Source organism: Micromonospora sp. HNM0581 (assembly GCF_012726175.1).
GTDB lineage: Bacteria > Actinomycetota > Actinomycetes > Mycobacteriales > Micromonosporaceae > Micromonospora.
Window position 1 is genome coordinate 502,090 of the sequence record NZ_JAASAD010000001.1, and the last position, 14,435, is coordinate 516,524.

Genomic DNA, 14,435 nt, shown 5'->3' on the forward strand with positions numbered 1-14,435 from the left:
ATCCGGCTTCCAGCGGCGGTGCGCGTTGTCGACCCAGGTTGATGATCACAAGTGCCCGGTCGTAGCCTCGGCCGCATGGCCACCTCCCGCCTCCTCGAAGAGCTGCGTTCCACCATCGGACCGGATGCGGTGCTCACCGATCCGGATCTGCTGCGTGGGCACGAGCGGGACGAGGCCGACCTGTGTACGTCGGCGACACCGCTGGTGGTGACCCGGCCGCGTAGTACCGAGGAGGTCGCCGCGGTGGTCCGGGCGGCCGGGCGGCACGGCGTACCGGTGGTGCCGCAGGGTGCGCGTACCGGGCTGGCGGGCGCGGCGAACGCCGTCGACGGTGCGGTGGTGATCAGCACCACCGCGATGGACGCGATCCTGGAGATCGACCCGGTGAGCCGGATCGCGGTCGTCCAGCCGGGCGTGGTGAACGCCACGCTCAGCGCGGCGGTGGGCGGGCACGGCCTGTGGTATCCGCCCGACCCGGGATCCTGGGAGTCGTCCACCGTCGGCGGCAACGCCGCCACCAACGCGGGAGGCATGTGCTGCGTCAAGTACGGCGTGACCGCCGAGTACGTGCTCGGGCTGGAGGTGGTGCTCGCCTCCGGCGAGGTGCTGCGCACCGGACGACGTACCGCCAAGGGTGTCGCCGGCTACGACCTGACCCGGCTCTTCGTCGGATCGGAGGGCACCCTCGGGGTGATCACCGAGGTGACGGTGGCGCTGCGACCCGCTCCGGCGGAGTCACTGACCCTGGTGGCCGTGTTCGGATCGACTGCCGGGGCAGGCGAGGCGGTGGCCCGGATCGCCGTCGAGGGGCTCTCCCCCAGCCTGCTGGAGCTGCTCGACCGCACCCACCTGACGGCGATCGAGGCGTACCGGCCGATGGGGTTACGGACCGACGCGGAGGCGCTGCTGCTGGCCTGCGCCGACACCGGTCCCCGGGCGACAGCTGACCTCGCCGAGTTGGCTGCGGTCTGCGAGGCGGCCGGTGCCGAGGAGGTGTACGCGGCCAGCGATGCCGTGGAGGCCGCCGCGCTGTTGCAGGCCCGCCGATCGGCGCACCCGGCCATGGAGAGGTACGCCGCGCAGACGTACCCGGGCGGTAAGGGTGGTCTGATCATCGACGACGTGGCGGTTCCCCGGGCAGCGCTGGCCGCCCTGCTCGACGGCGTGTCCCGGATCGCGGTCGAGTGCCAGGTACCGATCGGGGTGGTCGGTCATGCCGGCGACGGCAACATGCATCCCAACATCGTCATCGACCGGGCCGATCCGGCGAGCCTGGAGCGCGGCCGGCGAGCCTTCGACGAGATCATGCGGTTGGGGCTGGACCTGGGCGGCACCTGCACCGGTGAGCACGGCGTCGGCCTGCTCAAACGGGACTGGCTGGCCCGGGAGATCGGTCCGGTGGGTGTCCGGGTACACCAGGCGATCAAGGCGGCGCTCGACCCGACCGGCCTGCTCAACCCGGGGAAGGTGCTCTGAACTGCCGCGACGCCCCCGATGGCTAGCCGACCAGTTCGGCGGGCGTGTTCTGCGTGCGCAGCAGCAGGATCTCCTCCGCCACCGGCGGCCGTTCCTCCCCGGGGCAGTCCTGCGAGGTGATCAGGCCGGTCGAGGTGACTCCGTCACCGGCACAGTCGATGCACTTCCAGCGCCCGTCGGGCGCCACGTTCAGGGTGCGTAGCGGACCATCGGGCGCGTCGTTCTGGAGTCAGCGGGTCAGGTCCGCCGCGCCGTCGTCGGCACCCCGATCCGCCGGGTAGCCGCGTACGTCCGGCGCACCGAGTCGCGCAGCGTCGGCGGTGGCGTCGTCCGGCATCAGCTGGGACTGCCGCTCGGCCTCCACCCGGGCCCGGTAGTGGGTCACCTCCCGGGCCCGTCGGGCCACGTCCCAGCCCAGCACCGCACCCATCAACTCGGCCGTGTGCTCGGCCGACTCCAGGCCCCGGTGTGCGGTCTCGATCGAGACCCGGGTACGCCGGGTCAGCACGTCCTCCAGGTGCAACGCCCCCTCGGCCCGGGTCGCATAGGTGACCTCGGCGGCGAGGTATTCCGGTGCACCAGTCAGCGGGGAGGCCAGCAGCGGATCGACGTCGACAAGGGCGAGCAGGTCCAGGGTGAGGCTGCCGTAGCGCTCCAGCAGATGTTCCACCACGCCCACCGGCAGCCCGTGGCGGCGGGCCAGGTCCGCCCGGTCCCGCCACATGGCCGCGTACCCGTCCGCACCGAGCAGCGGCAGATCGGCGGTACGCGAGACACTCCCGCCACCGAGCCGGCGCACCGCCCGGTCGACCACGTCGGCCGCCATCACCCGGTACGTCGTGTACTTCCCGCCGGCGACCAGCAGGAGTCCGAGCATCGGCTCGATGACGGCGTGTTCCCGGGACAGCTTCGAGGTGGAGTCTGCCTCACCCGCCAGCAGCGGGCGCAGTCCGGCGTAGACACCTTCGATGTCGGCGGTGGTCAGCGGACGGTCCAGCACCGTGTTGACCTGCTGGAGCAGATAGTCGATGTCGCTGGCCGAGGCCGCCGGGTGCGAGCGGTCCAGCCGCCAGTCGCTGTCCGTGGTGCCGATGATCCAGTGGCCACCCCACGGAATGACGAACAGGACACTGGTCGCCGTACGCAGGATGAGGCCGGCCTCGCCGGTGATCGCCGAGCGGGGCACCACCAGGTGCACACCCTTGGACGCCCGGACCCGGATACCGGGGCGCAGTCCGACGTCGTCGAGCATTCGGGACATGTCGTCGGTCCAGACACCGGTGGCGGCGATGACCGTGCGGGCGCGTACCTCGAACTCGGCTTCGGGTGAACCGGCGGGTGCCTCCAGGTCGCGGACCCGGACCCCGGTGACCTCCCGGGCCTGCCGGATCAGCCCGACCGCACGGGCACTGCTCACCACGGTCACGCCCAGGCTGGCGGCGGTGCGGGCCAGGGTGACCACCAGGCGGGCATCGTCGACCTGCCCGTCGTGGTAGCGGATCGCGCCGGCCAGCCCGTCCGAGCGCAGACTCGGGAAGACCCGGCGAGCACCTTCCCGGCTCAGGTGCCGGTGCAGCGGCATCCCCCGACCGCTGCCGAAGAGGCCGGCGAAGGCGTCGTACGCGGCCACCCCGGCGCCGTAGTAGGCCCGCCGCAGCAGTCGGGCAGGCAGGTCGCGGACGCCCTGACCGGCGGGGAGCGGCACCAGGAACGGCACCGGTCGCACCAGGTGCGGCGCCAGCCGGGTGGCCAGCAACCCACGTTCGGTCAGCGCCTCGTGCACCAGACCGAACTCCAACTGCTCAAGGTAACGCAGGCCACCGTGGATGAGCTTGCTGGATCGGCTGGAGGTGCCGGCGGCAAAGTCACGGGCCTCGACCAGGGCCACCTTCAGGCCTCGGGACGCGGCGTCGACGGCCGCTCCGGCCCCGGTCACCCCGCCCCCGATGACCAGCACGTCGAACCGCTCCGCGCGCAACCGACGCAGGTCGGCGGCGCGGCGGGCGGGCGACAGCTGCCCGGCAACGGACCGCAGAACGCTCGGATCACGCACCCGTCCACGGTAACGGTCCCGGCGTGGCACCGACACGTGCCGGGTACGGACCGCACCGCAGGTGGTCTGTCCCGCTCGTCCCTGACCAGCGCATCGACGACGTCGTACTGTGTGCGAATGCGGGAGGACCCGACCACGACCGGTTCGACGAAAAGTGGCTGGGCGATCGTCGCGGCGGTGTTCGCCGGCTGTTGGACGGTCGGGGTGGCGGTCGTGGCGCAGACCGGCGGCTGGCTTGTCGACCAGGTGGTCCTGGTCAGCGGCGCTGACCGGTGGGTGCCGTGGTGGCCGGTCGTCTGCCTGTTCACCGTTCTGCTGATCGCTGCCGCGACGCTACCGCTGGCTCTGATACCCCGCTCGGTGGCGGTACGGGTCACCGGCCGGCGCTGGCTCGCCGGCACGCTCGTACTCGGCGTGCTGGGGCTGCTGCGGACCATCCCGCCGGTGCACCACGAGGCGTACCTCGCCGCGCTGGCCGGAGCGGCCACGCTGCTGACAGTCGTTTCGCTGCGGCTCCCTCCGCGCGTACTCACTCCTGGCCGATGGAGTGGGCAGCGCCAACAGTCCCGCGGCCGACCGTCGACGGTGACCCTGCTCGCCGTGACCGCCGGGCTCGCTCTGCTCCTGCCCTGGGTTCTCTTCGGTGCCCTGGGCGGCCTGCTGGAGACCCTGCTCGCCGGGCTGGCCGCCACGGCGGTCGGTACGCTGGCCGCAGCGCTTCTCGACAGCGGGTTCTGGGCCCGCTTCGAGGTGGGCGAGCCACCCTGGCCGGGCCGCCTGGTGCTGGTGGGCGGGCTCGTGGCCGGCGTGGTGCTGTTACTCGTGGGGGCCGGCACCGGGCAGTCCGGAGCGCAGCTACCGTTGCTGGTGACGTTGCCTCCGGTCGGCTTCGCCTTGGCCGCACTGCACGCCGTGACCCGCCGTGCCATCGGATCCGACCTGTCCCGGGCGGACCCGGCGGACGGTGTTGTGGACGACCCGGTCGTGGGGTTTGCCGCGGCCCATCGACCGGTCGGGCCGTCGGGCAGGGCACCGACCGCGTGGCTGGTGGGTCTCTGCGTGCTCGGTCCGTTGGCGTTCAGCGACCCGGAGGAGATCAGCCTGGTACTGGTCGGCGCCCGTGACGTGCCCTTCTGGGTGGCTGCCGCCACCGGGGCCGGGTTCGCCGCCGGGCTGGTGCTCGCGGTCGCCTACGGCCTGCTGCTGGCCCGGCGTCGAGCCCGCGTGCCCCGTCGGGTGGCGGCTGCGACGAGCGCCGTGACGCTGCTGCTCACCGTCGGGCTGGCCGGCTTCACCATCGGCCAGCCGGGGCTGCACGGGGAGCGGCTCTTCGTGCTGCTACGTGAACAGGCGGACCTCACCGGCATCGACGGCGGACCGGGCAGGGTGGGGCGCGACACCCGCGCCGCAGAGGTGTACCGACGGCTCGTCGAGACCGCCGAGCGCACCCAGTCCGACCTGCTCCGTGACCTACGCCGGGCACGGCTTCCCCACACGTCGTACTACTTGGTGAACGCGATCGAGGTGGCTGGCGGGCCGGCGGTCAGGGCCTGGCTGTCGGGCCGTACCGAGGTGGCTCGGGTGCTGGTCGGTCAGCGACTACGGCCGTTGCCGGCACCTGCGCAGAGCGCCTCCGGTGGGGTCGGGCCGCCGACCGGGACGCCGTGGCACATCTCCATGATCGGAGCTGATCGGGTATGGGTCGACTTCGGGGTCACGGGTGCCGGGGTGACGGTGGGCAGCTCGGATTCGGGGGTGGACGGACAGCACCCGGCCCTCGCATCGGGTTTCCGGGGCGGCGGGGATTCGTGGTCGGACCCGTGGAATGGCAGCCGGGAACCGACCGACCGTAGTGGGCACGGCACCCACACCTTGGGCAGCGCAGTCGGTAGAGGCGGCATCGGCGTGGCTCCCGGGGCGCAGTGGACCGGTTGTGTGAACCTCGACCGCAATCTTGGTAACCCGGCCACCTACCTCGACTGCCTCCAGTTCATGTTGGCGCCGTTCCCGACCGGAGGTGACCCGTTCACACAGGGAAGGCCCACGCGGGCGCCGGACATCTTGACCAATTCGTGGGCCTGCCCGCCGGTCGAGGGATGTGACCCGCTGGCGCTACGGCCGGCTACGGCGGCGCTGGAAGCCGCCGGGATCCTCGTCGTCGCGGCGGCCGGCAACACGGGCCCGTCCTGCGGTTCGGTGTCGGACCCACCGGCGCCGTACGCCGACGTGTTGGCCGTCGGTGCCATCGACGACCGTCGACGGGTCACCGACTTCTCCTCGCGCGGTCCGGCCGCTGGCGGGGTTTCCAAGCCGGATCTGATGGCACCGGGTGCCGACATCCTCTCCGCGATGCCCGGCGGGGGGTACGCGGTCCTCGACGGCACGTCGATGGCAACTCCGCAGGTGGCGGGGGTGGTGGCGCTGATGTGGTCGGCCAACCCGGATCTCGTCGGTGACCTCGTCCGCACCCGGCGGATCCTGCGTGAGACGGCCAGCCCGCTGCGGGCCGGCAACGGGTCGTCGGGCGGGCGGTACTCCTGCGACGGCGTGGGAAATGTCGTCGGTGCCGGGCTGGTCGACGCCTACGCTGCCGTTGGCGCCGCCCGCAGCTGATCCAGGCAGCGTATGGTCCGCTCCGGCTCCGTGTGCCGGGTGTCAGCAACTGGTCGACGTCGGTTGCCGGACGTCACCGCGCCATCGCCGCAGCGTCCGCCAAGATCCGGCGACGGCGCGTCACCAGCCAGGCGGCCAGGCCGGCGAGCAGACCCCAGAAGGCTGCACCGATGCCGAGCACGGCGACGCCGGATGCGGTGACCACGAAGGTGACCACAGCGGGCAGGAGCATGCCCGGGTCAGCTACCGCGTTGCTCAGTGACGTGCCGAGCGCGGGTAGGAGGGCCAGGCCCGCGACGGCGATCACAAGGACCGGTGGGGACAGCAGCACCAGGGTGGTCGCCGCCCCCGCACCCAGTCCCAGCATCAGCTGGCCACCGGCCAGAGCCAACGTCGCCGGCCAGCGTCGGGCCGGGTCGGGATGCGCTTCGGGACCGGCGGTCAGTGCGGCGGTGATGGCGGCGAGGTTCACCTGATGGCCGCCGGCCAGGGCACCGGCCGCGCTGACCAGACCGGTCGTGACCAGCGCCGGCCGGAGCGGTACCCGGTATCCGTAGGCGGCCAGCACGGCAGCGCCCGGAACGTTCTGACCGGCCATGGTGACCAGGAACAACGGGAGCGCCAGACCTACCAGGGCACCGACGTCGAGGGTGGGGACGTTCCAGGTCAGGGTCGGTCGTAGCGTGGCGACGGCAAGGCCTGTGTGATCGGTGGTGAGGGTGATCGCCACCACGGCCGTGACGAGCGCACCGGGCACAGCCCAGCCGCGCGCGTAGCGCAGCAGCACCGCCCAGGTCGCGATCACCGGCACCGCCAGGGTCGGGACGTCCACCAGGGCCTGCACCGGGGCCGTGCACAGCGGCACGAGGATGCCGGCGAGCATCGCGCCCGCCACAGGCTTCGGAATGGCCCCGATCAGGCGTGCCAGCCATGGCACGAGTCCGGCGGTCACGGTGAGCGCCGCGCAGACCAGGAAGGCCCCGACGGCGGTGGGGAAACCGCCGGCTGGTGGGCCGGCTCCGACGAGCAGGGCCGCGCCCGGTGTGGACCAGGCGATGGCTATCGGAATTCGGTGGCGCAGCGTGAGCACCGTACCCGCCACACCGATGCCGAGGCAGGTGACGAGCAGACCCGAGGCGGCCTGGGACGAGGTGGCGCCCACCGCCTGCAATCCGGCGAGTACGAGTGTGAACGAACTCGCGTAGCCCACGATCGCGCTCAGCAGGCCCGCGACGACCGGCCTTACCTGTTCCACGCCCACCACCCCTCCCGATCGTTCCGTAAACGGAACGATGCCGGATGGCACCATACGCAGGTGAGCACGCGCGGAACAAGTCCCCAGGGGATCTCGGTCGGCCGCAGGTTGCGCGAACTGCGCGAGGTACGCGGACTCACCCTCTCGGAACTGGCACGACTGGCCGGAGTGGGAAAGGCGACCCTGTCCGGACTGGAGAACGGCACCCGCGACCCGCGGCTGGAGACCCTGTACGCGATCGCCACCGCACTCGGCGTACCGATGAGCGCCCTGACTCTCGACCGGGGCGCCCCGGCCGCGACCGCCTCGCCGGTACGGGGAGAGGCGGTGGTGTCGACGCTTCTGGAGGTCTTCGAGGAGCCGGCCGCCACCTACGAGCTGTTCACCCTGCGCATCCTCGTCGGCGTCGAACAGGTCTCGCCCGCCCACCCGGTGGGCGTGACGGAGCACCTCACCGTGTTCCGCGGCCGGGCCAGGGTCGGGCCTGTCGACACACCTCTGTCGGTCGGCTGCGGCGACCACGTCTCCTGGGCCGCCGACACCCCGCACGTCTACGCCGCCGTGGGGGCCGGGGAGGTCGAGGCGAGCCTGCTCATCCGCACTCCCCGCCGGTGATCTGAAACCGGGTGCCGGGACGGTGGGGGCCGGTCGCCCTCCCCTCAGGAGCGACCGGCCCCGGACAAGGGCCCCGGGGGTTTATCTGGCGCGGGGGCGTGGGATCGCCGCGGCGGCCAGGTCGGCGGCCAGCGCATCGACCTGGCCGGTGGTGATGCCGGGCATACAGATGATGTGGCTGACCGGCCCATCGGTGGCCAGCAGCCATTTCTTACGGACCGCCTCGGGTGGGGTGGGCAGGACGACGGTGAGCGCGTGCGGCCACCGGCGGGCCGGCCAGCCTGCCGCCCGTAGCCGCTCGACGGCGTAACCGGCGACACGTCGGGCCTCAGCGACACGCCACCGGTGCCCTTCGCGGCCGTGCAGCGCGATGGCGTGCCAGAGGAGAGCGGCGGCCAGCCCGCAGCGAGAGCCGGTGATGGTGGTGTCGGTGGCGGCGGTGTAGGCGATCGGCTGGCGGGCCGGGTTTCGCACGCTGTCGCGGACCAGCACCACCCCGCAGGGGGTGGGGACGCCGAAGAACTTGTGACCGGAGATCGCGACGGAGCCGATGCCGCTGGTGTCGTCCAGGCGCAGCGCGCCGTCGAGGGCGAGGGGGATACCGGACAGGGCGGCGTCGACGTGCACATGCCCGACCATGCTGTATTCGGTGAGGATCGCGTGGATGCGGTCAGTGTCGTCGACGGCTTCGGTCATGGTGGTGCCGGCGGTGGCAACTACGATCGCGGGCCACCGTCGCCGTTTGCGGACCTGTTCGGCAAGGTGGTCGTAGTCCATCTGCCCGTCCGGGTGTGCCCGCACGACCACTTTGTACGTGGCGAGCATGTCAACGATTTTGCGGATGGAGTAGTGGGCGGCGGTGGAGTAGTAGATGCGGGCGGTCGGCCACCGTCGGTAGGCGGCGTGCAGGGCGGACAGGTTGCCCTCGGTGCCGCCGGTGGTGACATAACCCCACCGGTCCTCGGCCGGCATGCCCACCAGCTCGGCGACCCAGGCGATGACGGCCTGCTCCAGTACCCGTGTGTGGGCGACCCCGCCCGGGTCGGAGGGGTCGCCGATGTTGTTCCACAACCGGTGGCCGAGGCGAGCCATGACGGCCGTGTGGTCGAGGTCGACCGCACCCGGGTAGCCGATACTCGTTGCTGCGGTGGCGGTGGCATCGGCGACGAGATGATCGAGGACAGCGGCGATGTCCGGGCCGCGGCGTAGATCCGCCGCTGTCGCCAGGTCGAAAGCGTGAGTGTGGGTGTGGGTCACGTCGCCGGTCCCTGCCGCAGGTGGCCGGCAAGGGTGTGGTGCAGGGCGGCGAGGTGCCGCCAGATCTCGCGGGTGTGGTAGTCGCCCTGCACGGTCAGGTTGGCGTGCGGGTTGTGCCAGTGGGCGGGCCGGTCCGCGTCGAGGGGCTTACTGGCGCGGATGCCGTCGTAGTGCAGCGGGGCGTGCGGATTTCGGTCGATGTCGATGGCAGTGCCGTCGGTCAGCAACAGGTAGCAGCGGCCCCGCAGGTCGAACACGGACCGGTGCTGTGCGGTGGCGGACGGCTCCCGCAGCAGGCGGGCGAGCTGGTTCCAGCGGCCGTCGTCGGTGTCGAGGGTGGAGGCGCCGACACCGACGTACACAGCATCGCCGGGCAGGTTGATGTCGCCGCCGTTGACCATGGACCGTTCCGGGCCCAGCGGATGCCACCGCCGGCCCGCGGTGGTGTGCGCGATGTTCGTGGCGGCTATGTCGGCGAGGTCTGCCAGCATTTGAGGCAGGTCGTCGGATTCGGGGGCGGACAGGAACAGCCGCCACCCCGTGTGCAGTCGGTACCTCTGCGGCTCCGTGGCGGCCGGTGCGGTGAAGAACAACATGACGGCGTGGGGGCCGAGGGCGTCTCGGGTGCCGTAGCGCTGGTCTGCCTCGACCGCGTGGCCAGAGTTGAGGCGTTTCGCTCGGGCGGTGCACTGCCGGCGCAGGTCCGCCCACCATGCGGCGTCTCGGCGGGTCATCTCCTCGATGTCGGCCGGTGAAGGCCCCGGCGGCGGGGGCGGCGGGGGCTGGTCGTGTGGTGGCTGGAACTCGACGCGGGTGTGGGCGCGAGCCGGTCGCAGTTCCACGGTGGGTTCGGGATGCCAGCCGGGGTGCAGCGGGTCGTGGGGGCCGTGCGATCCGGCCGATGTCGCATAGGTCATCATCGGTAGCCCTCGATCAGATGTTGACGTTGATGGCGTCGGGGACCGCGTTCGTGGCCGGTGTGCCGTGGCCGATACCCGCATACACCTGCGGCTGGGTTTGTCGTAGATGGCCGGCCCACATGCCACCGGCCGCCGCTGTCCCGGCGACGATCGCGGGCAGCAGCAGCGGCAGCAGCGACCCGGGGGCGGCACCGAGCAGCGCCCCGGCGTTGCTGACCATCGCGACGAGCACCACCGAGCCGGCGAGTAGCCCCAGCGTGGGCGCGACCCGCCACTGCCACAGGCCGCCGTCACCCCGAGCGGGTTTCGGTGCGGTCAGGGCTGATGCCGACGCGGCCAGCAGCAAACACAGCAACCCCAACGCGCCCAGCGTGGACAGCCACGCGAACATCTGCCCGACCGGGTCCGCGCCGACCAGCGCGAACCCGCCCACCACCACGGCGGCGGTGGCGGTTTGGGTCAGAGACCCGCCACGTGGCGCGGCCACTCGGGCGCCGCCGTCTGCTCCGGCAAGCCCGGTCGGTAGCACCCCCTCGCGGGCCATCGCGAACACGTACCGGGCGATCACGGAGTGAAAGGCCAGCATCGCGGTGATGATCGCAAGGATCAGCAGCAGCCCTGCCGCGGTGACCCAGAAGGTGCCGGCCCGGTCGAGGATCGTCAGCGGCAGGTCCGGGTCTGCTGCGGCGGCCTGCCCGGGACTGGCCGGCCCGACGGCCAAACCCATCGCCCACGCTGCCGTGGCGTACACGACGCCGAGCACCAGCGCCCCGGTGATGGTGGCGCGGCTGACCGCCCGCCGGTCGACGGCCTCCTCCACGAACGAGCCGGGGGCGTCGATGCCCATGAGGGAGGCGACACCGAAGGCGACCGCGCCGCCGATACCACCGACCGCGAGGCCGGAGGCGTTGAATCCGTCCCAGGAGAGTGTGTTCGCGGAGCCGACCCCGGCGGCGATGAACACGGCGACGACGAGCAGCGACACGGTGAGGACCCCGGCCAGCAGCCAGGTGGAGCGGACGACCGGCCAGCGGCCGAACACGGCGACCGAGGCGAGGGCGATACCGGCCCACACGGGCCATGATCCGCCGAGCTGGGCGGCGAGTGTCGCGCCGAGCAGTCCGTAGAGGCTGATCTGGATCGCGTTGTAGGCGAGCAGGGCGACCATGCCGCCGGCCACGCCCCAGCCTCTGCCGAGCCCGGAGGCGAGGATGCCGTAGTAGGCGGCGGGGTGGCTGACCTGCCGGGCCTTGGCCGTGTAGCCGACGGCGAGCAGTGCCACGGTGGCGGCGACGAGGAGGTAGGTCGCCGGTAGGGCGGTCACGCCGGTGGCGGCGTAGATGGCGGGGATACCGCCGAGGAGGACGACCAAGGGTGCGGATGCGGCGGCACCGAATGTCCACAGGCCGGCGGGGGTGACGGTGCGGCGGGCCAAGGCGACCTGTACCTGCGCGGTCATCGGGCTCGTGCGGGCGGTTCGTCCGGCCGGCGGCTGCCGGCGGCGGCGTGAGGTGGCAGGCATAGGTCGTCTTCCTGTGAGATTCGGTGTGCGTGGAAGGGCCGAACTCCGCACGCCTGCGGGGTCCGGCCGGGGTGATTACAGAGATCGCCGCAGTGGTGTGCGCGCGATGGCCACCGCCCCGATGAACGGTGTCGCCGCCCGGTGCGCCCGGTGCCGGCGCGGTAGCCCGTCCACGGCCTCGTCGGGTTGCCGCCACATGCGCCACAGGACCGGCCCGCCAGTGCCGACATCACAAGGTCGCGTCACCGGTAGCCTGCCATGTTGTCGCGGATGGCTGTGACGAGCACGAGCGCGTCCCAGCAGTGCGTCCGGTCACAGTCGGGGGCCCGGTGGTTGCATTCGTGGCCGTGGACCAGGACCAGGCCGCCGTAGCTGCTCTTCCCGACTGCCACTGTGGATATGAGGGCGTCACGGTCGGCTGGCACATCGGGGCTCGGATACCACTCGCCGGCTAGTAGCCGCAGCACCCGCCCCGAGGGGACCTCGATTAGCACTCGCATGTGTACGCCCCTGAGTCGTGTGGCCGGGGGCTGCGGTAGACGTTCGTCGGCACCGGTCGGGCGAAGAGGACGGTGCCGATGGGACCGCGTCTACCGCAGCCCGTCGACGGGGAGTTCCGCAGGCGACAGGCCGTGACGTTGTGTGTCGACGACCCGCCGCGCGTTCACCCCTTTTGCGGCCACCTGCAACGTTGAGGTGACCTGGATGTAGGTTGCCCGCTACTGGCCGTCAGGCAGTCCCACATCGGGTAACTACCCCGAGGTGGGGTAGCGGCGGCTGCGGTTGGTCGGCTTCCGGCGTTTCGGCACCGGTGCCGTCGTACCCGTGGCGGGGGTGCCCTGCCTGCGCACACACTCCGGTTCCGGGCACACGCACCGGAACCGGACTTCGTCGGAGGGGATGGCGGCACCGCCGCAGTGGTGGGGTATGGACAGGATCGACGGCTGGCAGCCCATGCAGTGCACGTCGGCTATCGGTTTGGACCGGCGGATCCAGCCGATGATGCGGTGATGCAGGTCCATCGGGTCGTCGTCGGGCAGGTCGTCGAGGGCCTGGTAGTAGTGGCTGGCCATGTACTGCGCGAGGTTCGCCTCGTCGGTGCTGTATGCCTTGAGTAGTCGGGCCCGTAGGGGTGGGCAGGGCCACGGCTCGCCGCATCGCTGGCAGTCCCATGCGGGTCGTTGCGGGACGTGTAGGTCCCGGTAGGCGGCTTCGGCCATGCGTGCCCGGTAGCCGGGGTCATGGTCGTGGTCGTGGTCGTGGTCGCGCATCCGCACCCCCGGGCTGTCCGCACATGGCGGGTAGGGCTGCGGTGCCCGCGCGTACGCGACATCGGGCCGCTCGGGTGACGGCGGGCACCGCAGCCCTACCCGTCACCGAACGTAAGAGGACGCTCACCGATGGTGTGGCCCACGCCGGGGGACTACCCCACGGCGGGGCAGCTGTCCCGGCTGATGGCGAGGTCAGATGATGCCGGCCGCCGCGGCGAGGCGACGCACGTCAGCGCGGGTCGTCGGTGTCTCCCGGGTCAGCAGTTCCCGCACCGTGCCCTGCATCAGCGGCACCCCTGCGTCCTCCGGTGAGGTCCGCAACGCCGCCAACAGCATGTGGACCGCCGCGAAGTCCTCCCGCCGGTTCGCGTACGCGCGGGCCATGTGCAGCAGATGCGTGCGCCGTCGCTCGATGCTCGGGGACCGTCCGGCGTCGACCCGTTCGCCGATGCGCAGCGCCTCCCCCGACCGGGACAGGTCCAGGGCGACGGCCGCCCGGTGCACACCGACGTTCGTGGGGCCGAAAAACAGCCAATGGTGCGTCGTTTCGCCGACTTTCGCGGCGAGTTCGTCGGCGCGCTCCAGAGCCAACGCGGCTTGACGTTCGTCGCGGCGGCGGGCGTGCTGCACAGCGGTGAGCAGGTGCAGCCCGCCGAGCGCGGCCACCGTCGCCGGGTCCTCGGCGGTGCGGGTGTCGGCGATGGCCTGCGCGCACACGTCGATGGCATGTTCGGCGAATCCCCGGTTGGACAGGGTTTGTCCCAGGTTCCAGGCGGCGGCGGCCCGGAAGCTCGGGTCGTCGGCCTCTAGCGCGGCGGTCATCGCCCGGTCAGCGGCAACCGCCGCCAGGTCTTGCGCCCCCACCCGCTTGCAGTAGGGCCGCACCAGCAGGTACAGGTCGCAGGTGGCCCGCTGCACGGCCCGCCGGTCCGCGCCCTCGGCCGCGTCCGCGGCGGCGCGGGCGGCGTGAACGAGGCCGGGCAGGATCGGCCCGGTGTAGGAGAATCGTTGCGGTGACTGGTACCAGGTCGTCCACGCGAGACGCACCGACGCGGTCAGCGTCGCCGCGTCGGGCACCTCGTCCACGGTGGGCCGGTACGCGGTCATCGCCGCCCGCAGCGGTCCGACGGTTTCGTGTTCGACGGGGTCGTCGGGCAGTGCGCCGAAGGGTAGGCCGGTGAGGGTGTAGAGGTCACGGACACCGAGGACACGGGCGATCTCAATCCAGTCCGCCAGGCTCGACGGGGACCGCTCTCCGCTTTCCCATTTCCGCCACGCGCCGATGCTCTTCCCGACGAGCTGCGCGGCAGCCTCTTGGGTGAGTCCACGCCTGACTCGATACAGCCTGATCCGCTCACCTGGCGGCATGATGGAGTCCATATCGGCTGCGCCTTCCTGCACGAAGGTTTCCGTCCATGTCCGACGGTACTCCGGCAGGGTAGGTGGACGGTAC

At 71.8% G+C, this 14,435-nt stretch carries 12 protein-coding genes; 3 read left to right on the plus strand and 9 right to left on the minus strand.

The features are described 5' to 3' along the window. The first annotated feature begins 75 nt into the window (after nucleotides 1–75). Entirely contained in the window at nucleotides 76–1,476 is a 1,401-nt protein-coding gene (locus HCA58_RS02385) for an FAD-linked oxidase C-terminal domain-containing protein (protein ID WP_169596044.1), read from the plus strand. Between the two features lie 22 nt (nucleotides 1,477–1,498). Here the strand turns inward: HCA58_RS02385 and HCA58_RS02390 are convergent, their stop codons facing one another. Together HCA58_RS02390 and HCA58_RS02395 are read right to left on the minus strand one after the other, a co-directional pair. Further along, a complete protein-coding gene (locus HCA58_RS02390; RefSeq protein WP_240955377.1) occupies nucleotides 1,499–1,663 on the minus strand; it encodes a hypothetical protein in 165 nt (54 codons plus the stop codon). Nucleotides 1,664–1,705: 42 nt separating this feature from the next. Next, nucleotides 1,706–3,529, minus strand: a complete 1,824-nt coding sequence (locus HCA58_RS02395; RefSeq protein ID WP_169596045.1) for a glycerol-3-phosphate dehydrogenase/oxidase — start codon at nucleotides 3,527–3,529, stop codon at nucleotides 1,706–1,708. A gap of 117 nt (nucleotides 3,530–3,646) precedes the next feature. Between HCA58_RS02395 and HCA58_RS02400 the strand changes: the two genes are divergently transcribed. Next, nucleotides 3,647–6,142: a S8 family serine peptidase gene (locus HCA58_RS02400; RefSeq protein WP_169596046.1), complete on the plus strand. Its 2,496-nt coding sequence runs from the start codon at nucleotides 3,647–3,649 to the stop codon at nucleotides 6,140–6,142. A gap of 73 nt (nucleotides 6,143–6,215) precedes the next feature. On the opposite strand, the gene HCA58_RS02405 is transcribed toward HCA58_RS02400, so the two are convergent. Continuing rightward, on the minus strand, nucleotides 6,216–7,397 hold the full coding sequence (locus HCA58_RS02405; RefSeq protein ID WP_346775851.1) for a benzoate/H(+) symporter BenE family transporter: 1,182 nt from the start codon (nucleotides 7,395–7,397) through the stop codon (nucleotides 6,216–6,218). A gap of 60 nt (nucleotides 7,398–7,457) precedes the next feature. On the opposite strand from HCA58_RS02405, the gene HCA58_RS02410 reads away from it, so the two are divergent. After that, nucleotides 7,458–8,012, plus strand: coding sequence for a helix-turn-helix domain-containing protein (locus tag HCA58_RS02410; protein ID WP_169596048.1), 555 nt, complete (start codon nucleotides 7,458–7,460; stop codon nucleotides 8,010–8,012). 81 nt (nucleotides 8,013–8,093) lie between these two features. Here the strand turns inward: HCA58_RS02410 and HCA58_RS02415 are convergent, their stop codons facing one another. From HCA58_RS02415 to HCA58_RS02440, 6 genes are all read right to left on the minus strand, one after another. Further along, the gene (locus tag HCA58_RS02415; protein ID WP_346775852.1) at nucleotides 8,094–9,269 is read right to left on the minus strand and encodes a histidine decarboxylase; all 1,176 of its coding nucleotides are present in this window, start codon (nucleotides 9,267–9,269) and stop codon (nucleotides 8,094–8,096) included. After that, nucleotides 9,266–10,186 (minus strand): hypothetical protein, encoded by a 921-nt coding sequence (locus HCA58_RS02420; RefSeq protein WP_240955379.1) that lies wholly within the window; start codon nucleotides 10,184–10,186, stop codon nucleotides 9,266–9,268. The genes HCA58_RS02415 and HCA58_RS02420 overlap by 4 nt, the downstream gene beginning before the upstream one ends. A 16-nt stretch (nucleotides 10,187–10,202) precedes the next feature. Next, entirely contained in the window at nucleotides 10,203–11,648 is a 1,446-nt protein-coding gene (locus HCA58_RS02425) for an APC family permease (RefSeq protein ID WP_169596049.1), read from the minus strand. 305 nt (nucleotides 11,649–11,953) lie between these two features. Beyond that, nucleotides 11,954–12,211, minus strand: a complete 258-nt coding sequence (locus HCA58_RS02430; RefSeq protein WP_169596050.1) for a hypothetical protein — start codon at nucleotides 12,209–12,211, stop codon at nucleotides 11,954–11,956. A 252-nt stretch (nucleotides 12,212–12,463) separates the two neighbouring features. Next, complete coding sequence (locus tag HCA58_RS02435; protein ID WP_169596051.1) at nucleotides 12,464–12,982, minus strand: hypothetical protein; 519 nt, start codon at nucleotides 12,980–12,982, stop codon at nucleotides 12,464–12,466. A 192-nt stretch (nucleotides 12,983–13,174) separates the two neighbouring features. Next, on the minus strand, nucleotides 13,175–14,350 hold the full coding sequence (locus tag HCA58_RS02440) for a helix-turn-helix transcriptional regulator (protein ID WP_169596179.1): 1,176 nt from the start codon (nucleotides 14,348–14,350) through the stop codon (nucleotides 13,175–13,177). Between the last annotated feature and the right edge of the window lie 85 nt (nucleotides 14,351–14,435).